General features: G+C 69.9%; 20 protein-coding genes, 1 tRNA gene, 1 pseudogene and 1 riboswitch. Of the genes and pseudogenes, 11 read left to right on the forward strand and 11 right to left on the reverse strand.

Annotation, left to right across the window (positions count from 1 at the left end):
* Positions 1-460: 460 nt before the first annotated feature.
* From G3I71_RS32485 to G3I71_RS32500, 4 genes are all read left to right on the forward strand, one after another.
* Positions 461-1,885 carry an MFS transporter gene (locus tag G3I71_RS32485; protein WP_164320252.1) on the forward strand — a complete coding sequence of 475 codons (1,425 nt, stop codon included), beginning with the start codon at positions 461-463 and terminating at the stop codon, positions 1,883-1,885.
* Positions 1,886-2,022: 137 nt separating this feature from the next.
* The gene (gene lhgO, locus G3I71_RS32490; protein WP_164320253.1) at positions 2,023-3,246 is read left to right on the forward strand and encodes an L-2-hydroxyglutarate oxidase; all 1,224 of its coding nucleotides are present in this window, start codon (positions 2,023-2,025) and stop codon (positions 3,244-3,246) included.
* Between the two features lie 104 nt (positions 3,247-3,350).
* Complete coding sequence (gene trmB, locus G3I71_RS32495) at positions 3,351-4,157, forward strand: tRNA (guanosine(46)-N7)-methyltransferase TrmB (protein WP_164320255.1); 807 nt, start codon at positions 3,351-3,353, stop codon at positions 4,155-4,157.
* 127 nt (positions 4,158-4,284) lie between these two features.
* Positions 4,285-5,706 (forward strand): PrsW family intramembrane metalloprotease, encoded by a 1,422-nt coding sequence (locus G3I71_RS32500; RefSeq protein WP_164320257.1) that lies wholly within the window; start codon positions 4,285-4,287, stop codon positions 5,704-5,706.
* Positions 5,707-5,734: 28 nt separating this feature from the next.
* On the opposite strand, the pseudogene G3I71_RS32505 reads toward G3I71_RS32500, so the two are convergent.
* The 5 genes and pseudogenes from G3I71_RS32505 to G3I71_RS32525 form a co-directional block, all read right to left on the reverse strand.
* A pseudogene (locus G3I71_RS32505) lies at positions 5,735-6,713 on the reverse strand (aldo/keto reductase).
* Between the two features lie 145 nt (positions 6,714-6,858).
* A complete protein-coding gene (locus tag G3I71_RS32510; RefSeq protein WP_164320259.1) occupies positions 6,859-7,923 on the reverse strand; it encodes a M23 family metallopeptidase in 1,065 nt (354 codons plus the stop codon).
* An 11-nt stretch (positions 7,924-7,934) separates the two neighbouring features.
* Positions 7,935-8,092: riboswitch (cyclic di-AMP (ydaO/yuaA leader) on the reverse strand.
* A 293-nt stretch (positions 8,093-8,385) separates the two neighbouring features.
* The gene (locus tag G3I71_RS32515; RefSeq protein ID WP_164320261.1) at positions 8,386-9,483 is read right to left on the reverse strand and encodes a PP2C family protein-serine/threonine phosphatase; all 1,098 of its coding nucleotides are present in this window, start codon (positions 9,481-9,483) and stop codon (positions 8,386-8,388) included.
* A 139-nt stretch (positions 9,484-9,622) separates the two neighbouring features.
* Positions 9,623-9,696 (reverse strand) — tRNA-Met (locus tag G3I71_RS32520).
* Between the two features lie 54 nt (positions 9,697-9,750).
* Entirely contained in the window at positions 9,751-10,890 is a 1,140-nt protein-coding gene (locus tag G3I71_RS32525) for a dihydrofolate reductase family protein (RefSeq protein WP_164320263.1), read from the reverse strand.
* A gap of 126 nt (positions 10,891-11,016) precedes the next feature.
* On the opposite strand from G3I71_RS32525, the gene G3I71_RS32530 reads away from it, so the two are divergent.
* From G3I71_RS32530 to G3I71_RS32555, 6 genes are all read left to right on the forward strand, one after another.
* A complete protein-coding gene (locus tag G3I71_RS32530) occupies positions 11,017-11,532 on the forward strand; it encodes a MarR family winged helix-turn-helix transcriptional regulator (protein ID WP_164320265.1) in 516 nt (171 codons plus the stop codon).
* 108 nt (positions 11,533-11,640) lie between these two features.
* Entirely contained in the window at positions 11,641-12,300 is a 660-nt protein-coding gene (ribA, locus tag G3I71_RS32535; RefSeq protein WP_164320434.1) for a GTP cyclohydrolase II, read from the forward strand.
* Positions 12,301-12,409: 109 nt separating this feature from the next.
* Positions 12,410-13,516 carry a YihY/virulence factor BrkB family protein gene (locus G3I71_RS32540; RefSeq protein WP_164320267.1) on the forward strand — a complete coding sequence of 369 codons (1,107 nt, stop codon included), beginning with the start codon at positions 12,410-12,412 and terminating at the stop codon, positions 13,514-13,516.
* A gap of 191 nt (positions 13,517-13,707) precedes the next feature.
* Entirely contained in the window at positions 13,708-14,127 is a 420-nt protein-coding gene (locus G3I71_RS32545) for a phage holin family protein (protein WP_164320270.1), read from the forward strand.
* Positions 14,124-14,591: a DUF3618 domain-containing protein gene (locus G3I71_RS32550; protein WP_164320271.1), complete on the forward strand. Its 468-nt coding sequence runs from the start codon at positions 14,124-14,126 to the stop codon at positions 14,589-14,591. The genes G3I71_RS32545 and G3I71_RS32550 overlap by 4 nt, the downstream gene beginning before the upstream one ends.
* Positions 14,588-14,854 (forward strand): DUF4235 domain-containing protein, encoded by a 267-nt coding sequence (locus G3I71_RS32555; protein ID WP_164320274.1) that lies wholly within the window; start codon positions 14,588-14,590, stop codon positions 14,852-14,854. The genes G3I71_RS32550 and G3I71_RS32555 overlap by 4 nt, the downstream gene beginning before the upstream one ends.
* 122 nt (positions 14,855-14,976) lie before the next feature.
* On the opposite strand, the gene G3I71_RS32560 is transcribed toward G3I71_RS32555, so the two are convergent.
* Together G3I71_RS32560 and G3I71_RS32565 are read right to left on the reverse strand one after the other, a co-directional pair.
* Positions 14,977-15,180, reverse strand: coding sequence for a cold-shock protein (locus G3I71_RS32560; RefSeq protein ID WP_164320436.1), 204 nt, complete (start codon positions 15,178-15,180; stop codon positions 14,977-14,979).
* A 244-nt stretch (positions 15,181-15,424) separates the two neighbouring features.
* A complete protein-coding gene (locus tag G3I71_RS32565) occupies positions 15,425-15,763 on the reverse strand; it encodes a MerR family transcriptional regulator (RefSeq protein WP_164320276.1) in 339 nt (112 codons plus the stop codon).
* Positions 15,764-16,447: 684 nt separating this feature from the next.
* On the opposite strand from G3I71_RS32565, the gene G3I71_RS32570 reads away from it, so the two are divergent.
* The gene (locus G3I71_RS32570) at positions 16,448-16,807 is read left to right on the forward strand and encodes a hypothetical protein (RefSeq protein WP_164320278.1); all 360 of its coding nucleotides are present in this window, start codon (positions 16,448-16,450) and stop codon (positions 16,805-16,807) included.
* A gap of 131 nt (positions 16,808-16,938) precedes the next feature.
* Here G3I71_RS32570 and G3I71_RS32575 read toward each other — a convergent pair whose 3' ends face one another.
* From G3I71_RS32575 to G3I71_RS32590, 4 genes are all read right to left on the reverse strand, one after another.
* Positions 16,939-17,250, reverse strand: a complete 312-nt coding sequence (locus G3I71_RS32575; RefSeq protein WP_164320280.1) for an SCO5918 family protein — start codon at positions 17,248-17,250, stop codon at positions 16,939-16,941.
* 101 nt (positions 17,251-17,351) lie between these two features.
* Positions 17,352-17,681 carry a CBS domain-containing protein gene (locus G3I71_RS32580; protein WP_239149479.1) on the reverse strand — a complete coding sequence of 110 codons (330 nt, stop codon included), beginning with the start codon at positions 17,679-17,681 and terminating at the stop codon, positions 17,352-17,354.
* A 46-nt stretch (positions 17,682-17,727) separates the two neighbouring features.
* Positions 17,728-19,257: a DEAD/DEAH box helicase gene (locus tag G3I71_RS32585; RefSeq protein WP_164320282.1), complete on the reverse strand. Its 1,530-nt coding sequence runs from the start codon at positions 19,255-19,257 to the stop codon at positions 17,728-17,730.
* 315 nt (positions 19,258-19,572) lie between these two features.
* Positions 19,573-19,776 (reverse strand): cold-shock protein, encoded by a 204-nt coding sequence (locus G3I71_RS32590; protein ID WP_164320284.1) that lies wholly within the window; start codon positions 19,774-19,776, stop codon positions 19,573-19,575.
* Positions 19,777-20,078: the final 302 nt, after the last annotated feature.

Genomic DNA, 20,078 nt, shown 5'->3' on the forward strand with positions numbered 1-20,078 from the left:
TCCATGGTGAGAGGGGTAATCGGCCCGGTATGGCGGGATCGGTTTTCGGCCAAGTTGGCGAAGCGGAGGCAGGCTCGCGCACGCTCCGTACAGGCTCTGCGGAGTGCAGCGCCCACGCACAGTCCGGGAGGCGGAGTTCGCCTCCCGGACCGGTCCGCCGCCCGCGGGGATGTAGGCGGCGGTGTCCCCCAGCCCACTGGATCCAGTACAGCGGGCCGACCCACGCAGGATCCATGGAAGCGCTCCCGCCATGGCCGGAGAAGAGCGCACGGACAGGCGCACGGCCACACGTCGGGGGCACGTCGCAACCGTGCGTACATCCCCAGAACTTCCGTACGGACCACAATCCCGCCATCCGGAACAATGCCCCTTAACGCTTGGGATGCGGCGAACTACGCTGGGTTTACGAATGCCGCATGGTTATGCCAGCGCGGCAGCCGTCTGTGTCGAGGGGTGGCGCATGTCCAGGGAGCAACGCGGGCCGAACGAAAAACTCGGCGCCGTTCTCGCCCTCGCGGGAATCAGCAACGCAGGACTCGCACGTCGCGTCAACGACCTTGGCGCTCAACGCGGGTTGACTCTTCGCTACGACAAGACGTCGGTGGCGCGCTGGGTGTCGAAGGGCATGGTGCCGCAGGGCGCCGCGCCGCACCTCATCGCGGCCGCCATCGGCCAGAAGCTCGGCCGCCCGGTGCCGCTCCACGAGATCGGCCTGGCGGACGCGGATCCGGCGCCCGAAGTGGGCCTCGCCTTCCCCAGGGACGTCGGACAGGCCGTCCGCTCGGCCACCGACCTCTACCGCCTCGACCTCGCGGGCCGCCGCGCCGGCTCCGGCGGCATCTGGCAGTCGCTCGCCGGATCGTTCGCAGTGAGCGCATACGCAACGCCTGCCTCACGGTGGCTGATAACCCCGGCCGACAGCTCGGTGGCACGCGACGCGAACCCCTCCGAGGGCTCCGGGGCACCGCTGAAAGTCGGCCACAGCGATGTGCTGAAACTGCGGGAGGCCGCGGAGGACGCCAGGCGCTGGGACTCCAAGTACGGCGGCGGCGACTGGCGTTCGTCGATGGTGCCCGAGTGCTTAAGGGTGGAGGCCGCTCCCCTGCTGCTGGGGTCGTACTCCGACGAGGTGGGACGCGCGCTCTTCGGGGCGTCCGCCGAACTCACGCGCCTCGCCGGCTGGATGGCCTTCGACACCGGCCAGCAGGAGGCCGCACAGCGGTACTACATCCAGGCGCTGCGCCTCGCACGGGCAGCGGCGGACGTGCCTCTGGGAGGGTACGTACTGGCCTCGATGTCGTTGCAGGCCACCTACCGGGGCTTCGGCGACGAGGGCGTCGACCTCGCCCAGGCCGCCCTGGAGCGCAACCGGGGCCTCGCGACGGCCCGCACGATGAGTTTCTTCCGGCTGGTCGAGGCACGGGCCCACGCTCGCGCGAGTGACGCCCACGCGGCCGGCGCGGCCCTGCGCTCCGCGGAGGGCTGGCTGGAGCGGGCCCGCGAGGGCGACAACGACCCGTCCTGGCTCGGTTTCTACGGCTACGACCGCTTCGCCGCCGACGCCGCCGAGTGCTACCGCGACCTGAAGGCACCGCGCCAGGTCCGCCGTTTCACGGAGCAGGCACTGTCGAAGCCGACGGAGGAGTTCGTGCGCTCGCACGGACTGCGGCTGGTCGTCTCGGCGGTCGCCGAGCTCGAGTCGGGCAACCTCGACGCGGCATGCGAGCAGGGCGTACGGGCGGTGGAGGTCGCGGGGCGCATCTCCTCGGTGCGCACCACCGAGTACGTGAGGGATCTTCTGCACCGGCTGGAGCCCTACGGCGACGAGCCGCGGGTGGTGGAGTTGCGGGAACGGGCCCGGCCTCTGCTGATGACTCCGGCGTAGAGAACCCACGGCGTCCGAAGCATGCTCTACTCCTGCGTGCTCTCCTCCTGCGTTTGAAGTGACTGCGTTTGAAGTGACTGCGTTTGAAGCGAGTGTCAGTGGCGCAGTGCACTATCGAAAGCAGGAGGTGGAGTGCGGTGGAGCTGACGCGTGGAATCGCTTACGACTGTGACGTGCTGGTGATCGGTGGGGGGATCGTCGGTCTGTCGACGGCGTATGCGATCACGCGCGCCGCTCCGGGCACCCGGGTGACGGTGCTGGAGAAGGAGTCGGGCCCGGCACGGCACCAGACGGGCCGCAACAGCGGTGTCATCCACAGCGGGATCTACTACCGGCCGGGCTCGCTCAAGGCCGAGTACGCGGTGCGGGGCGCCGCCGAGATGGTCAAGTTCTGCGCGGAGTACGGCATCGCGCACGCCGTCACCGGCAAGCTGATCGTCGCCACGGAGCGGGAGGAGCTGCCCCGGCTGCACGCCCTCGTCCAGCGCGGCCGGGAGAACGGCATTCCGGTGCGGGAGCTGGGCCCCTCCCAGATCGGGGAGTACGAGCCGGAGGTCCAGGGACTCGCCGGCATACACGTGGGCACGACCGGCGTGTGCGACTACGTGGCGGTCGCCCGGCAGCTCGCCGAGTCCTCCGGGGCGGAGATCCGGTACGGGGCCGAGGTCGTCCAGGTCGACCGGCGGCCGGAGCTCGGGGTGGCCGTGCGCACGGCGGGACCGGGCGGCGGCGAGGTCGTGCGGGGGCGGGTGCTGGTCAACTGCGCCGGGCTGTACTGCGACGAGGTGGCCCGGCTGACCGGCGACGATCCCGGGATGCGCATCGTGCCGTTCCGGGGCGAGTACTTCACCCTGGCGCGGCCCGAGCTGGTGCGGGGGCTGGTGTATCCGGTGCCGGATCCGGCGTTCCCGTTCCTCGGGGTGCATCTCACCCGGGGGATCGACGGCAGCGTCCACATCGGGCCGAACGCCGTACCGGCGCTGGCCCGGGAGGGGTACGGCTGGGGGACCGTGCGGGTGCGGGAGCTGGCGGCGACGATGGCGTGGCCGGGGTCGTGGCGGATAGCGGCACGGCACTGGCGGTACGGGGGTGGGGAGCTGCGCCGGTCGGTGTCCAAGAAGGCGTTCACCCGGGCCGTGCGCAGGTTGCTGCCGGTGGTGACGGAGGCGGATCTGGTGCCTGCGGCTGCGGGGGTACGGGCGCAGGCGGTGCTGCGGGACGGGACGCTGGTCGACGACTTCCTCATCCGGGAGGGTGCGAGGGCGGTACATGTCCTGAACGCGCCGTCGCCGGCGGCGACCGCTTCGCTGCCGATCGGGCGGGAAGTGGCCCGGCGGGCATTGAGTGTGCTGGGTCGGTGAGGCGACCTGGGATGCGGTGAACAGGTAGGTGGGTGGGTGGGTGAGTGGGTGAGTGGGTGAGTGGGTGAGTGGGAAACGCCCCAAGGGATAAAATCGGCCGCACTGTGTCTGACTCCATTGACTCCTCTCCCGACTCCGCCCCCGCCCCCGAGCCGACGCCCGCTGCCGTCCGGGCCAAGGGTGCGCCCCGGTTTCCCGGTGGGCCGCAGGCCGATCCCGCCGGGTCCCACTTCGAGCGGCGGATCAGGAGCTTTCAGCCCCGGCGCAGCCGGGTCACCGCCGGGCAGGACGACGCGTTGCGGCGGCTGTGGCCCAAGTGGGGCCTCGACATCGACGGCCGCGCTCTGCGCCTCGGCGAGCTGTTCGGGGACGACCTGCCCGTCGTACTCGAGATCGGCTTCGGGATGGGCGAGGCCACCGCGAGGATGGCTGCCGACGATCCCCGTACCAACATCCTCGCCGTCGACGTGCACACCCCGGGCCAGGGCAACCTGCTCAATCTCGCCGACCAGCACGGACTGACCAACATCCGCGTCGCCAACGGTGACGCCGTGATCCTGCTCCGCGAGATGCTCACCCCCGACTCCCTCGACGGCCTGCGCGTCTACTTCCCCGACCCCTGGCCCAAGAAGCGGCACCACAAGAGACGGCTGATCCAGCCCGAGTTCCTCGACCTGGTCGCCGACCGGCTGCGCCCCGGCGGGGTCGTGCACTGCGCGACCGACTGGGAGCCGTACGCCGAGCAGATGCTCGATGTACTGAGCACGCACCCGGAGTTCGAGAACACCCGGGCCGGGGGCGGTTACGCGCCACGTCCGGAGTTCCGGCCGCTGACCCGTTTCGAGGGCCAGGGACTTGAGAAGGGTCATGTCGTGAACGACCTGCTGTTCCGCCGCGTACAGCACTCGTAGAGCACGCCTGAACTGCTCCCGGATCACTCCTGGATCGCTCCTGGATCGCTCCTGGACCACTCCTGGAACCCCCCATACCCTCCCGCATCGTCGCGGGCCGCGTCCCTCGCTCGTTAGGGTCAATGCCGTGGCCACCTTTCCCCCGTACCCGACGCAGCCCAGCGGCCCCACCGACGGTCCCGTCGGCGGGGCGTTGCGGCACGCTCACTGGTGGCAGCGGTCCTGGGTGCGTTACGGCGCCCTCACCAGCCTGCTCGCGCTCTCCGGGCTCGTCATCCTCGCCCTGGTCCGCGAACAGACCGGCACCGAGGGGTTCCTGGTCGGGCTCGGGCTCGCCGTGTTTCCCGTGCCTTTGCTCGTCGCCGCGTTCCGCTGGCTGGACCGGGTCGAGCCGGGGCCCTGGCGGAACCTGCTCTTCGCCTTCGCCTGGGGCGCCTGCGCGGCGGCCCTGATAGCGATCGTCGCCAACAGCTTCGCGACCAGATGGATAGCGACGGCCACCGCCGACCCGTCCGGCGCGGACACCCTCGGGGCCACGGTCATAGCGCCGATCGTCGAGGAGTCCGCCAAGGCGGCCGCCGTACTGCTCATCTACCTCTTCCGGCGGCGCGACTTCACCGGGATCGTCGACGGGGTCGTCATCGCCGGGGTCACCGCCACCGGTTTCGCCTTCACCGAGAACATCCTCTATCTCGGCACCGCCTTCGGCACCGACCAGCTCACCGGGGACAGCGGTATCGCCTCGGTCACCGCGGCGACCTTCTTCGTGCGGATCGTCATGTCGCCGTTCGCGCACCCCCTGTTCACGGTCCTCACCGGCATCGGTTTCGGGATCTCCGCGCTGTCGGGCGAGCGCCAGCACGTCCGCCGGGTGCTGCTGCCGCTGTCCGGGCTGCTGCTCGCGATGAGCATGCACGCCTTCTGGAACAGCTCGTCGACCTTCGGGGACTACGGGTTCTTCGCGGTGTACGCCGCGTTCATGGTCCCCGCCTTCGGGCTGCTGACCTGGCTGGTCATCTGGACCCGCCAGCGCGAACTGCGCACCGTGCGCGCCGAGCTGCCGGCGTACGCGATGGCAGGCTGGCTGGCCCCGGCCGAGCCGTACGCCCTGGGCTCGATGCGCGCCCGCCGCCTGGCCCGCGAGTACGCCCGCCGCCACCTGGGCAGGCCGGCTGCGCGCGAGGTGGCTCAGTACGAGGCGTACGCCACCTCACTCGCGTTCCTGCGCCACCGGGGGCGCCTCGGCCGGGCGGGCGCCGACTTCGTCGTCCGGGAGCAGGAGCTGCTGGGCGAGCTGTGGCAGCGCAGGGCGGTGGCGCGCCCGGCCCTGGACCACGCGGCACGCACCATCGCACCGGCCCCGGCTCCCGCCCCGCCGGTCACCTGGCCGCCGTACGGCCGACAGGAGTACGGGTACGGGTACGGACCGACGACGCCGTACCCCTCGTACAGCCAGAACCTCAGCCCCGGTCTCGGCCACATTCCGAGCCCCAGCCACCACCGCCCCGTATACGACCCGTACCCGGCCTACAACCCGTACCGCTCCTAGGGCCTGTCCGGCGGTCGTCGGGCGACGCTCACGCCGAAGCGGCCGTGAGGCTCGCGATCTCCGCCTCCGTCAGTTCCAGTTCCGCGACCGCGAGCAGCGGCGGGAGCTGGTCCACCGTGCGGGCGGACGCGATCGGGGCGGCCACCGTCGGCCGGGCGGCGAGCCAGGCCAGGGCGACCGTGGCGACCTCCGCCCCGTGTGCCGTCGCGACGGTGTCCAGCGCGGCCAGGACCTTCTTGCCGCGCTCCGACTCCAGGTGCTTGGCGGCGCCCTCCGCGCGCGGGCTGTCGACCGCCGTACCGGCGCGGTACTTGCCCGTGAGGAAGCCGGAGGCCAGCGCGAAGTACGGAACGGCGGCGAGGCCCGTGCGGGAGGCGATGTCGCGGCGCGGGCCCTCGTAGGTGTCGCGGGAGACCAGGTTGTAGTGGGGCTGGATGGCCACGTACTTGGCCAGGCCCTCGCGGTCGGAGAAGTCCAGGGACTCCTGGAGCCGCTCGGGCGAGATGTTGGAGGCGGCGATGTACCGCACCTTGCCCGCGGTCACCAGTTCGTCGAGGGCGCCGATGATCTCCTCGACGGGCACCTCGGGCTGGTCGAAGTGCGTGAAGTAGAGGTCGATGTGATCGGTGCCGAGGCGGCTCAGGGAGGCGTCGGCGGCTGCCTTGATGTTGGCGCCCGACAGGCCGGGGAAGTCGGGGTGCTGGCTGACCTTCGTGGCGACGACGATGTCCTCGCGGTTGCCACGGCCTTCAGCCTCCCCCACTCTCGACTTCGCTCGACCGGGGGGACCCCCAGCCGATGATGGTCTCGGACTCGCCACCCTTGTTGCCGTCGATCCAGGCCGAGTAGGAGTCGGCGGTGTCGAGGAAGTTGCCGCCGGCCGCGGCGTACGCGTCGAGCACCTCGAAGGATTGCGTCTCGTCGGCGGTCCAGCCGAAGACGTTGCCGCCGAGGGCGAGCGGGAAGACCTCTAGGTCCGATGATCCGAGCTTGCGGAGTGCAGTCATGCTCATCGTCAACGCGTGCCACGGAGGCCCTGATTCCGGCCGGTTCACGAAGTTCGTGTAAAAGCCGGACCGGCAGCCCCGACGCCGAAGTGCGAGCGCCTGGACTGCCGGGGAGAGACCGGGGTACGTGTCTCCTGAGGTTCTCCTACGGGTTCAGGCCCATGCTCCGCAGCCAGGCCATCGGGTCGATCCCCGCACTGTCCGAGCTGCTGGTGTGCACCTCCAGGTGGAGGTGGGCCCCGGTGACGTTGCCGGTGGCGCCGACGCGGCCGATGACGTCACCCGTGGCGACCTTCTGGCCGACGCTGACGTTGATCGACGACTGGTGGGCGAACCACAGCTCGGTGCCGTCGTCGAGGGTGAGGATGGTGCGGTAGCCGTAGGAGCCGCTCCACCCCGCCTCGGTGATGGTGCCGCTGTGGATGGCCTTGATCGGCGTGCCGGTGGGCGAGGCGAAGTCGAGGCCGGTGTGGTAGCCGGAGGACCACAGCGAGCCGGCCTGGCCGAACGTCGAGGTGATCGTGTACGAGGAGGTCGGCAGCGTGTACTGCTTGGCGAGCTCGACGAGGCGAGCGGCCTCCAGCTTCGCCTTGGCCGCGTCGGCCACCTTCTTCTTCTCGGCGGCGACCTTCGCGGCGGCCTCGCGCTTCACCTTGGCGGCCTCGGCGGCGGCCTTCTTCGCGGCGGCGTCCTGGGCGGCCTGCTGGACCTTGGCCTCGGCCTGGCCCTTCTGCTGCTCGGCCTGGAGGATGATGCGGGCGCGCAGGGCCTCGCCGGCGTCGCTGGTGCCCTGCTGCGTCTCCTCGGAGGTCACGCCGACGCTGCTGAGCGCGGTGGCGGAGCCCTTGGGCTCGTCGTCCGAGTCGTCGTGCGTGAAGGGCGAGCCGACGGAGGGCAGATCGGGGATGGAGATGGAGACCGGCGGCTTGCCGGTCTGCGCGGTGGCCATGCCGGCCCCGCCGACAGCGGCTATGACGCCGACGCCGAGAACGGTGGAACTGCGGGCGAGTCCTCCGCCGCGCTGCTTGCCGACGCGGTGCCGGCCGCGAACCGGACGAGTGGTGTCCGCGGTGGGATTCCACTCCTCCCAGGGGCCCTCGTCGGTACGCCGACCGCCGAGGCCGAAGGTCGGGATCTTGCCGTCCTCGGTCTCGCTGCTGCGCTGACTCGGCACGAACGGGGCTTCTGGGGCAGCCGGGTTTGACGCCACGTGGGCGTGCTCCTTTCCTTCCTTCTCGCCTACCGGGTTAGCTGACGGGTTCGGAGCAGGAAGGTCTCCTACGCGCGTATACCTGCCGTGTTGCCACGGAGGCGGACGAGCGATTCACCCCAAGGTGATGGTTCCCCGGTTCCCTTGCGGGATTAGGCACATGCGCACGGAGCCGACTCTTGTGTCGGCTGGGACTACCGCGCTGCGTTATCGAACGTTAATAGACCTGGCCACCTGATTCCAAGCTGTTCCCGTTGATCGTTAACCCTTTTCCCGAGGACTTTCTGGGTCACCACCGGTGAAAATCGGGCGAGTTGACCATGACCTAAGTGACTCCCGAGTATTGACTGTGTGTCAGATGTTGCGCGGAGAGAGAGCATTTGCTCACCTTCGGTGACAACGGATGAGAACTGAGTCAGGACCGATGTCAGAACCCACGTCAGGCCGACGTCAGAACCGACCTCACGGCCGTCGTACGGCGAGCAGCGCCATGTCGTCCGTGGTCCCGCCGCCCGAGTGCCGGCGCACCTCGTCCGCGAGGGTGGCGAGCAGGGTGGCCGGGGCGCGGAAGACGCGGCCCGTGAGCCGGCCGGCCGGGTCGAAGAAGGTGCCGTGCTCGTCGCGGGCCTCGGACAGCCCGTCGGTGTGCAGGAGCAGCGTCGCGCCGCCGGGGAAGGGGGTCTCCTCCGTGCGGTCGGGCCAGGTGCCGAGGTCGCCCATGCCGAGCGGCAGCGCCGGCACGGACGGGTGGAGGGTGCGCAGGGTGCCGTCGGCGCCGAGGAGCAGGGGCGGGGGGTGGCCGCGGTTGAGGACGCGTACGATCCCGTCGCCGTGCGGCAGTTCGGCGAGGACGGCAGTGGTGAAACCCTCGGCGGCCTCGAGCCCGCCGCGGCGGGCGCCTTCGCGGGCGAGGGCCCGTTCCAGCCGCTGGGCGATCGCTTCCAGGGTCGCCTCCTGTTCGGCGGCCTCCCGGAACGCCCCGATGACGACGGCGACGGCCGCCACCGCCCCCATCCCTTTGCCCCGCACGTCCCCGAGGACGACCCGCACGCCGTACGCGGTGTCCTGCACGGCGTACAGGTCACCGCCGACGAAGGCTCCCTCGTGGGCGGCCTCGTACCGAGCGGAGATCTCGAAACCGCCGATGCGCGTCTCCGGTTCGGGCAGTACGGCGCGCTGCACGGCCTCGGCGATCTCGCGGGCCGAGGCGAGGCGCCGGTCGCCCCGACGTACGACCCGGTTGATGACGACGGCCAGGACGGCGACCGTGGCCACGGTGATCGTCTCGGTGATCGAGTCGGCGTCCGCGCTGAACCCGAAGCGGAGGTGGACGACGTACTCGGCGAAGAGGGCCGCGGCGCCGATGACCACCGTGGTGCGCAGCGAGGAGAGCGGGGCGGCGATGAGCGGGGCGGCCGTGAAGAAGGGGATGGCGGTGAAGTGGCGCGGGGTCGCGTAGTCGTAGACGATCCCGGTGAGGATCAGGAGCGCGGGCAGGACGCGGACGAGGGTCCGCACCCGCGAGATGGCCTTTTCTACCGGCCCGTCCGTCCCATCCATCCCGTCCAGGTTTCCGGGGGCGGGTGCGGCGGGCCAGTCAGGTGGACCGACCGGGCTAAGAAACGACTCAGGGAAACGACCCGAGGAAACGGCTCAGGGCCGGTAACCAGTTTCCTGGTTACCGGCCCTGAGCCTTTAGTAGCGGGGACAGGATTTGAACCTGCGACCTCTGGGTTATGAGCCCAGCGAGCTACCGAGCTGCTCCACCCCGCGCCGTTGAATGCAACTATACGCCATCCGCGGGACCTCGATCACCACGTTTGATCGTCAGCCCGGAAGGTGGGCGTTGGGAGCCTTGGCGCGCTCCTCGTACTCGGGGAGTACGACGACCTCGACGCCCTCCTGCGCGAGCAGCCCGTTCCCGTCCGCCGCCACCACGAAGGTGTCCGGCTCGCGCCAGGCGGTCACCACCCGGCGGACACCCGCGTCGAGGATCAGCCGGGCGCAGGGTGCCGGGCGGGACGCACGCCGGGCGCAGGGTTCGAGGCTGCTGTAGACGGTGGCCGTCGGGAGCCGGGGGTCGGCCGGGTCGAGCTTGGCGAGCGCCGCCTCCTCCGCGTGCACGACCGGGTCGCCGCCCTCCCGTGAGTACCCGCGCGCGAGTTCCGTACCGTCGGCGCCGACCACCACCGCGCCGACGCTGAACGCCGCGCTCGACGCCGGACACCGTTCCGCCAGTTCGCACGCCAGCGCCAGCCAGTGCCGGTCGGCGGCGGAGACGAGCGCCCCGGCGCCGGGGGCGGTGGGCTCGTAGGTCATGAGGACCACGTCCTCGATACGCCGTGTCCGCGTGAGCCGGAGCCGGCCACCCTGGTAGGCGCCGGGGCCGAAGAGGCGGGGGGCGTCGAGGTCGCCGACGAAGAGGGGCGCGAGGACGAGCTGGAGTTCGTCGGCGAGGCCCTGCTGGAGGAGCTGGGTGTGGACGGTGCCGCCGCCCTCGACCATGAGGCGCTGCACACCCCGCACGTCATGCAGGTGTTCGAGCAGCGCCCGCCAGTCGAGGGAACCCGGGCCCAGGGAGACGATGTCCACGCGGGCACCGAGGTCCGCCCGCCGGGCCTGCTCGGCGCCCTTGTCCGTCGTGTACACGAGCTTCTCGCCGCCCGTGTGCCAGAAGTTGGCGGCCGGGTCCAGCTCGCCCGATCCGCTCACCGTCACCTTGAGCGGGAACTCGGGCTTCCCTGCCGCCAGCCGCGCGGCCCGCCGCTCGGGCGAGTTGACCAGGAGCCGCGGGTTGTCGGCGCGGATGGTGCCGGCGCCGACGAGGATCGCGTCACTGGACGCCCGCACCTCGTCGACCCGGTCGAAGTCGGCGGGGCTGGAGAGGAGCAGCCGCTCGGGGCCGGTGTCGTCCAGGTAGCCGTCGAGGGAGACGGCGGCGGACAACAGGACGTGAGGGAGGGGCATGGGGCACTCTCTTCCAGCGCTTCCGGGACTTCCAGGACTTCCGGTGTCCATCTGTCCTTACGTCTTCGGAGGCGGGCTCGACCGGGCGGACTTGGTTCAAGTTTTAAACAAACCTACACTGGTCGCATGACGACCCGCTGGCTCACCCCCGAGGAGCAGCGCGCGTGGCGCGCGTACGTCGCGGCCTCGCTGCTCCTGGAGGACGCGCTCGACCGGCAGCTCCAGCAGGACGCCGGGATGCCGCACCTCTATTACACGATCCTGGCCTACCTCTCCGAGACGCCCGAGCGGCGGCTGCGGATGACCGATCTCGCCGAGAAGCTGAAGATCACGCGCAGCCGGCTGACGTACGCGGTGGCGCGGCTGGAGAAGGACGGACACGTACGGCGCGAGGCCTGCCGGTGGGACAAGCGGAGCACCTTCGCCGAGCTGACCGAGGAAGGCATGGCGGTGCTGGAGCGCAGCGCCCCGGGTCATGTCGCCACGGTCCGCGCGGCCATCTTCGACCATCTCACCCCGGAGCAGGTGGGCCAGCTGGAGGAGATCTGCACGAGCGTCGAGCGGGCGCTCCAGGGGGACGGGACGGAGTCGGCACCGGAGGGCCTGCCATGGCTGCGCAGGTCCACAAATCCGTTGCTTTAACTTTGAAGCATGAGGTAGGGTCACCATTCGAGTGAAGATCTGCTTCAAAACTGAAGCAGATCGAGGTTCAGAGGATCAAGAAGCACCCGGGAGACCCGCATGCCCGACCTGCCCGACTTCCCCGCCGCCACCCAGCGCTCCCGTGTCCGGGTGCCGCTGCGCTTCCACGACGGCTACAGCGTCGACACCGAACTGGTCACCTTCCACGGCCTGGTCGACGGTCAGGAGCACGTGGCGATGGTCCTCGGCGAACCGGCGCCCGGCACCACCCCGTTGGTCCGGCTGCACTCCGAGTGCCTCACGGGCGACGTCTTCGGCTCGGCCCGCTGCGACTGCGGCCCCCAGCTGCGCGAGGCCGTCGAGCGCATCGCCGAGCACGGTGGCGTCCTGCTGTACCTCCGCCAGGAGGGCCGGGGCATCGGCCTCTACAACAAGCTCGACGCGTACGCCCTCCAGGACGAGGGCCTCGACACCTACGCCGCGAACGCCGCGCTGGGCCTCCCTGAGGACGCCCGCGACTACACGGCGGCGGCCCAGATGCTCCAGGCCCTGGGCATCACCTCGGTGGACCTCCTCTCCAACAACCCGGACAAGGCCAACCAGCTCCGGGCCCTGGGCACGGACGTCCACGGCCGCGTCCCCACGGGCGTGTTCACCACCCCGGCCAACGTCCGCTACCTCCGCGCGAAGGTCCTGCAGACCCAGCACACGCTGCCGCTGGGCGAGTTGGGCGGCGTCGGCGGCCTCACGGAGCTGAGCGTCGGCTGACGGCGTCCGCCCCGGTCGTCACGAGACGGCGGCGGGCGGCTGGACAGGCTCCCCCGGCCGCGGTCCGCGGCAACGGTTGGAGTGCTGCCCAACCGGATACCCGGGCGGCATGCCACGAATACTGAGACGACACGGACACGAAGACGGACGCGGCGAACAGGGCGAACAGGGCGGCTACGACGGGCACGACGAGCCCGCCACAGCCGACCGGACGGCCGAGCGGGCGCGGGCACCCGAGGCCGGCCCCGACGAGCAGGTCGAGCAACGGGCCCCGGACACTCCGACCGACCTGCCCAGAAGCTCCTGGTGGGCGGTGCTGAAAGGCACCGCGAAGGAGTTCAAGAAGGACGAGCTGGCCGACCGGGCCGCCGCCCTGACCTACTACGGGATCCTGGCCCTCTTCCCGGCCCTCCTCGTACTGATCTCCCTGCTCGGGATCATGGGACGGTCGACGACCCAGCGTGTGCTGGACAACATCCAGGACCTGGCCCCGGGCGCGGTGCAGGACGTCCTGCGCAACATGGTGCGGCAGATGCAGGGCACCGCCGGAATCGGCTCGGTCCTGGCGATCGTGGGTCTGGTGCTCGCGGTGTGGTCGGCCTCCGGCTATGTCGCCGCGTTCATCAGGAGCGCCAACGCGGTCTACGACATCCCGGAGGGCCGCCCGGTGTGGAAGGTGCTGCCCGTCCGCGTCGGCCTGACGGTGGTCCTGATGGTCCTGGCCGTGGGCAGCGCGGTGATCGTCGTGTTCACCGGCGGCCTCGCCGAGAAGGTCGGCGGCGCGCTGGGGATCGGCGACACGGCGCTCACGGTGTGGTCGATCGCGAAGTGGCCGGTGCTGGTGGTCCTGGTCACGGTCATGATCGCGATCCTGTACTGGGCGGCCCCGAACGCGAAGATCCGCGGCTACCGCTGGATCACCCCGGGCAGTTTCCTGGCACTGCTGATCTGGATGGCCGCCTCCGCCGGGTTCGCGGTGTACCTGGCGAACTTCGCCTCGTACAACAAGACGTACGGCACCTTCGCCGGCGTGATCATCTTCCTGGTGTGGCTGTGGATCACGAATCTGGCGATCCTGCTGGGCCTGGAGTGCGACGCGGAACTGGCCCGCCAGCGGGCCGTCGCGGGCGGTCACCCGGCCGACGAGGAGCCCTACGTACAGCCGCGGGACACCCGGAAATGGGACGCGGCGGACCGCCGCCGCTTCGAGTCCTGAGCCGGCCGAGCGGCGTGTGATCCGGCACCTGATCCGGCTCGTGATCCGTCGGGGTGACGCGGCGATGCGGGGGTACTCGCACAGCCGACCGATCCGACAAACGCGCAGGGCAGGGTCGTACGAGCGTCAACGAACGCCGACCGGGCCTGCCGCGCACACCGACGAACGCGACGAAGGACGGGTGAGCACCCATGACGGTACAAGGCTCCCACCGAACGGACAGCGGAGCGCATGAACCGGTGGGCGACCTGGTCCAGCGTGCCTCGCAGCAGTTGTCACAGCTGGTCCGCGACGAGATGCGGCTGGCGCAGGCGGAGATGACCGAGAAGGGCCGGCGGTACGGCAAGGGCGGCGGCCTGTTCGGCGGTGCCGGCGTGCTGGGTGTGCTCACGCTGCAGGCCCTGGTGGTCACCGTGATCGCCGCGCTGTCGCTCGCCGTGGACGTGTGGGTGGCGGCGCTGATCGTCACCGGCGTCCTGGCCGTGGTCACCGCGGTGATGGCGGCGCTCGGCAGGAAGCAGTTCAGCAAGGCATCCCCGCCGACGCCCGAGCGGACGGTGGACAGCGTCAAGGCCGATGTGGCCGCTATCAAGGAGAGTGCACAGCGATGACCGAGGACAAGTCACAGCCGGGTGCCGAGGCAGCACCGTCCCCCGAGGAACTGCGGATGCGGGTGGAGGCGACCCGTGAGGAGCTCGGCGTGACGGTCGAGGCGCTCGCGGCGAAGGCCGACGTCAGGGCCCGGGCCCAGGAGAAGACCACGGCTGTCAAGCAGCAGGTCGCCGAGAAGACCGCCCAGGTCGGCGCCCAGCTTCGGGACAAGGCGACGCACGCGGCCCACGCAGTGCAGGAAAGGACCCCCGAGCCGGTGCGTGCCAAGGCCGCCGCGGCCGGCGGTCAGGTCCGCGACAAGGCCGTGCAGGTAGCTGAGCTGGCCCGGGACAAGGCCCCGGAGCCGGTACGGGAGAAGGCCGGCCAGGGTATGCGGGCGGCGCGCGCCAATCGCGTCCCGCTGCTCGCCGTCGGGGTGATCGTCGCGCTGCTGATGGTCCGCCGGTCGAGGAGGCACCGATGAAGGCCTCGAAGGCCGCCTACAAGCCGGTCGGCATGGCGATGGGCATCCTCGGAGGTGTCCTGGCCGGCGCGGTGTTCAAGCAGGCCTGGAAACGGCTCGCGCACGAGGACTCCGCGCCTGACGCCACGGACGAGTTCCGGAGCTGGCGCGAGGTGCTCGCGGCAGCGGTCGTACAGGGCGCGATCTTCGCCGGGGTCAAGGCCGCGGTCGACCGCGGCGGCGCCACCGCCATCCGGCGCCTGACGGGCAACTGGCCGGGCTGAGCCCCGGTTGTCGGACGCGGACAGGCGCAGAAGTACGAAGACGACAGCCACGGACACAGCCACAGACAGACGACTGGGCCGCGCGGCGAACGCCGCGCGGCCCAGTACGTGCAAGGCAAAGATCAGGCGGTGGTGATGTTCTCCGCCTGGGGGCCCTTCTGGCCCTGGACGACGTCGAACGTCACGGCCTGGCCCTCCTGGAGCTCACGGAAGCCCGAGGAGTTGATCGCGGAGTAGTGCGCGAAGACGTCCGGACCGCCGCCGTCCTGGGCGATGAAGCCGAAGCCCTTCTCCGCGTTGAACCACTTCACAGTTCCAGTTGCCACAGTCATGCCTTCCAGTCGATGAAACGTCTGCCCCTTCGTGAAGCAGACGGAGGTGATCGCCCTGGTCCCTGCGGCACAGCACAGCAAAACGCCCACACCTAAGGCGTGGGCAAGGGGAAATCCGAACCACGACAGCTCGCACAAACGCTACCCGTCCGCACCCGCCTTCACCACAGAAAACGCCGCTCAGTATTCCGGCCATGCTCGTAGGTGATGGCCCGCCGACCCGGCGGGCACGCTCACTTCAGGTCGAGACCGACGGATTGGGCGATTTGTCGGAGCGACGGTACTCGGCGTTGATGCGCTGGGCTTCTTCGAGCTGGTCCTCGAGGATGATGATCCGGCAGGCGGCGTCGACCGGGGTGCCGCGGTCGACGAGCTCACGCGCGCGGGCCGCGATGCGCAGTTGGTAGCGGGAGTAGCGGCGGTGTCCGCCCTCGGAGCGCAGCGGTGTGATCAGCCGTGCTTCGCCGAGGGCCCGGAGGAAACCGGGAGTGGTACCGAGCATCTCGGCGGCCCGGCCCATCGTGTAGGCGGGGTAGTCGTCGTCGTCAAGACGGCCCAGCGACTCGTCTGCTGTCATCTCACCTCTCTTTTGGAACGCGTCGAGGGGCCTTGGTGCCGTAACGGCACCAAGGCCCCGAAGGAACTGCAAACACCATCTGCCGGCCCTACTACTGCACCGGCCTACTTTTTCCGCACTGCCGTCCGACAACTCCGACGGGAGCGCGGGGATCGCTGATTTACGACCGGAGACCACCTGCCTATCGATGTCCTGCGGTACCCGGGCTCAGACTTCCGCCCGGGCGATCCTGATGGCGCTCGACTCCTCCGTTCTTTCCCTCTGAACCAACAACCTACCGAACAAGGAACTGCGGACTACCGGTACCTCCACCTGTTGGTACCGCCACCGCGTCAACCGCGGCCCTGCTCACTCCTCACGGCGGCCCCTGATCACTGCGGGCCACCCGGTCCGGTCGTCAGCCCCGTCGCCGTCCTGCAAAGCCCTGGCTTCGGAACTCCACCACCGCACCGTCCTGCGTGTACTGCTGCCCGGCAGTTCGTGTCTGCCAGGGCCTCGCTCGATCTCGTCTACGAGAGAAACAATAATGATCCGAGCCACCAATGTCTACTCCGGCAAGCATAGATTTTGATGGGCTCACCGATGAGGTAATCCTCCTGGGCCGGCCTGCGGACGGCGCCCGTCGCGAAGAGTGACACCACCGCCCCAGTCACTCGGACGTGGCGTTGCATAGAATCCGGTGTCATGCCGAAGCCTGACGACCTGATCGTTGACATCGCAGCCCTTGTGGAATCCGGGCGGAGCAACCAGATGTCCCTGACCGTGGTCACCGGTGGTGCTGTCATCACCGGTCGACTGGCTCCCGAAGCCGTGTGGCGGCAGAGGGTGTCGGAGGTCCTGACGGACTCCGCCCAACTGGGCGACTTCTCCGCCGTCTTCAAAACCCCCACCAAGAGGGACGGGCCGCCCACGCATCTGCACTTCCATGTCGCCCGCATCCTGCAGGGCACGGTGGGTATCCCGGAGACGGGCGGGATGTACCGCATCGCCATCGAGGACGTCACCGCCTGGACCGTGGGCGACTTCCGCTACTCGGACCACTGATCCCCCGGCCCACAGACCCCACCGACCCACCGCGGCGCCGGGAACGGCGCGGCACAGCACGCAGTGAGGGCCCTACCGGCGTGCGCCGGTAGGGCCCTCACTGTTTGTCCGGCTCACGCCGGCCCCGTCTGTCAGACGGACACCGGGGTGCCGAGCAGCGCCGAGGCCCGGTCGAACGGGCTCTCGGTACGCACCTCCGGTTCGGCCACGGGAAGGGTGCCGCAGGTGAAGCCGAGCCGGGTCATGGCCCGTACGACTTCGCCCGCGCTGAAGTCGCGGGGGTCCTGGCGGGTGACGACCTGGCCGACCTGCTTGACGGGGTAGCGGCGTCGTCCGACGATCACGGACTCACCGGTCACCGGCTCGGGCTTGATGCCCTTCATCGACTCCAGCACACCGCTCTTGGTCAGGTCGAACGGGAAGCGTGCGATGACACAGCGCATGATGCCTCACAGGGAGAGGAAGAGACGGAAGACGGAAGAGACTGAAGAGCAGAGGGGAAGGCGAGCGGACGGCGACACGGAGCCGACCACGGTGAAGCGGTTCAGCCGGCGAGAGCGAGGACGCCCGGGGCACCGTCGTGTCCGGCGAAGTGCCCGCTGCCGTCGGTGATGTCACTCAGGCGGACGCGGTCCGTGTAGCCGCGGCTGTCGCGGACGGCGACAAGCCGGGCCCGGGTGACCAGGCCCACGTACTGGCCGTCCTCATCCCGCAGGACCAGATGCCCCGTCCCGGCGGCAGCCGAGACGGACAGCGCCACCTCGACGGTCATGTCGTGCCAGACCTGCGGTCCGGTCACGTCCATGGCGTCGGCCGCCGTGCTGTGCACGGGGCCGGCGGTTGCCGGGCGGGGCTGCATCTGGACCAGCGGCAAAGAGTGCCTCCTGCGGAGATGGGACGGCTTCCTGATCAAGAAGGTGCTACGCCGCCGCGGCGACGTTGGGCCGGCGTGCGGGCGCGCGGCCGGCCGCCGAGGCGGGACGGCGGCGGCCACGTGAGGTGCTGCCGCTGCCGCGCTGCTTGGGGCGCTCGACCACCGGAGCCTTGATGACGACCGGGATGCCCGAGGGTGCCTGGGCACCGGTGATGCGGTGCAGGGCCTCTTCGCCGGCGCGGACCTGGGTGGTCTGCGGGACGATGCCGGCCGCCGCCATGAGGCGGGTCATCTCGCGGCGCTGGTTCGGGGTGACCAGAGTCACGACACTGCCGGACTCACCGGCGCGGGCAGTCCTGCCGCCGCGGTGGAGGTAGTCCTTGTGGTCGGTCGGCGGGTCGACGTTGACGACGAGGTCGAGGTTGTCGACGTGGATCCCGCGCGCCGCGACGTTGGTCGCCACCAGCACGTTGACGTGCCCGCTCTTGAACTGCGTCAGCGTGCGGGTGCGCTGCGGCTGCGACTTCCCACCGTGCAGCGCGGCGGCTCGGACCCCGCTGTTCAGGAGCTGCTCGGTGAGACGGTCGACGGCGTGCTTGGTGTCGAGGAACATGATCACGCGGCCGTCGCGGGCCGCGATCTCGACAGTGGCTGAGTGCTTGTCGGCGCCGTGGACCTGCAGCACGTGGTGCTCCATCGTCGTGACCGCGCCGGCCGAGGGGTCGACGGAGTGCACGACCGGGTCGCTGAGGTAGCGGCGCACGAGCAGGTCGACGTTGCGGTCGAGAGTCGCGGAGAACAGCATGCGCTGACCCTCGGGGCGGACCTGGTCGAGCAGCGCGGTGACCTGCGGCATGAAGCCCATGTCGGCCATCTGGTCGGCCTCGTCGAGGACGGTGATGGAGACCTGGTCCAGTCGGCAGTCACCGCGGTCGATGAGGTCCTTGAGGCGTCCCGGGGTGGCGACGACGATCTCGGCCCCGCCGCGCAGTGCGCTGGCCTGCCTGCCGATCGGCATACCGCCCACCACCGTGGCGAGCCGCAGGCGCACGGCGCGGGCATACGGGGTGAGCGCGTCGGTGACCTGCTGCGCGAGCTCACGCGTCGGTACGAGGATCAGGCCCAGCGGCTGCCTGGCCTCGGCGCGCCGCCCGACCGTACGCGCCAGCAGCGCGAGCCCGAAGGCGAGGGTCTTGCCGGAGCCGGTGCGCCCGCGGCCCAGTACGTCCCGGCCCGCGAGGGAGTTCGGCAGGGTCGCGCCCTGGATCGGGAAGGGCACGGTCACGCCCTGGGTGCCGAGCGCGGTCAGCAACTCCTTGGGCATCTCGAGATCGGCGAAGGCCTCCACGGCGGGAAGCGCGGGGGTGATCGTCTCGGGGAGAGCAAACTCACCCTGGACCGCGGCGGGTCGGCGGCCGTAACCGCCGCCACCACCGGAACGCCCCTGCCCACCGGAGCGGCTCTGCCCGCCGGACCGGCCGGCGGTCGACGAACCGGATCGGCCACCACTGCGTCCGGCAGCGGCACCGCCGTTACGGGTGCGGGAGAAACGGTCGTTCGTACGTGTGCGGTTCATGCGGAACCTTCCTCGATGCGGCTCACATCTAGGAATTTCCGCAGCAAAGAGCGGCGCGGAGAATTGCAAGAATGGGCCGAAAGAATGCGAAAGCGAATCTGGCCGGCAGTGAATTCACGCGGGCTCAGGTGCTGAATTGGGTGACTCGATAGGGAGTGATGTCCGGGGCGTTCACGCCCACAGACTCCTCGACGTCTTCGGAGTCGTCTCACAGGTGAAGCAGATGGAGCAGGTGAAACCACTGCGAAAAAATGCATGCAGCTGGGGCCCGTACCCCGAGGGATGCGGGCCCCAACTGCACAGTACGCGTCAGCGTCAGACAAGAACGATGTTCTCGGCCGTCGGGCCCTTCTGGCCCTGCGCGATGTCGAAGTTGACCTTCTGGCCTTCGAGCAGCTCGCGGAAGCCCTGGGCGGAGATGTTCGAGTAGTGGGCGAACACGTCAGGGCCGCCACCATCCTGCTCGATGAATCCGAAACCCTTTTCCGCGTTGAACCACTTCACGGTGCCAGCAGCCATGTCATATCTCCTTCAGGGGCAGTGATTACGGGTCCGCAGATCGCAGACTCCGTGTCGCCGCGATGATTACCCCGTCCGGAAAAGACCGGCATTAAAATTTCGGGAACCACAACTGCAACTTAGATCGACAGTAGCACACTGCGACGGCCGACGAGCGTTGAATAACTCTCAGCTATTTATTGAGGCACATAACCTGCCCGTGCGTTCCGTCAATATCTCAGCTTGCGGCCATAGATATTGGGGCGTGTCCAGCGGAGGGCCTGCCCCGCGGCGCGCACCGCGGCCGGCGGCCGGCCCGCCCG

Origin of the sequence: Streptomyces sp. SID12501 (assembly GCF_010550245.1) — a bacterium.
Taxonomy (GTDB): domain Bacteria; phylum Actinomycetota; class Actinomycetes; order Streptomycetales; family Streptomycetaceae; genus Streptomyces.

Excerpts from the sequence above, each read along its gene's own strand:
- G3I71_RS32485 (WP_164320252.1), top strand. The coding sequence starts at position 461 with ATGTCCAGGGAGCAACGCGGGCCGAACGAAAAACTCGGCGCCGTTCTC.
- G3I71_RS32515 (WP_164320261.1), bottom strand. The coding sequence starts at position 9,483 with ATGGATGGGACGGACGGGCCGGTAGAAAAGGCCATCTCGCGGGTGCGG.
- G3I71_RS32525 (WP_164320263.1), bottom strand. The coding sequence starts at position 10,890 with ATGCCCCTCCCTCACGTCCTGTTGTCCGCCGCCGTCTCCCTCGACGGC.
- G3I71_RS32530 (WP_164320265.1), top strand. The coding sequence starts at position 11,017 with ATGACGACCCGCTGGCTCACCCCCGAGGAGCAGCGCGCGTGGCGCGCG.
- G3I71_RS32540 (WP_164320267.1), top strand. The coding sequence starts at position 12,410 with ATGCCACGAATACTGAGACGACACGGACACGAAGACGGACGCGGCGAA.
- G3I71_RS32545 (WP_164320270.1), top strand. The coding sequence starts at position 13,708 with ATGACGGTACAAGGCTCCCACCGAACGGACAGCGGAGCGCATGAACCG.
- G3I71_RS32550 (WP_164320271.1), top strand. The coding sequence starts at position 14,124 with ATGACCGAGGACAAGTCACAGCCGGGTGCCGAGGCAGCACCGTCCCCC.
- G3I71_RS32555 (WP_164320274.1), top strand. The coding sequence starts at position 14,588 with ATGAAGGCCTCGAAGGCCGCCTACAAGCCGGTCGGCATGGCGATGGGC.
- G3I71_RS32565 (WP_164320276.1), bottom strand. The coding sequence starts at position 15,763 with ATGACAGCAGACGAGTCGCTGGGCCGTCTTGACGACGACGACTACCCC.
- G3I71_RS32570 (WP_164320278.1), top strand. The coding sequence starts at position 16,448 with ATGCCGAAGCCTGACGACCTGATCGTTGACATCGCAGCCCTTGTGGAA.
- G3I71_RS32575 (WP_164320280.1), bottom strand. The coding sequence starts at position 17,250 with ATGCGCTGTGTCATCGCACGCTTCCCGTTCGACCTGACCAAGAGCGGT.
- G3I71_RS32585 (WP_164320282.1), bottom strand. The coding sequence starts at position 19,257 with ATGAACCGCACACGTACGAACGACCGTTTCTCCCGCACCCGTAACGGC.
- G3I71_RS32590 (WP_164320284.1), bottom strand. The coding sequence starts at position 19,776 with ATGGCTGCTGGCACCGTGAAGTGGTTCAACGCGGAAAAGGGTTTCGGA.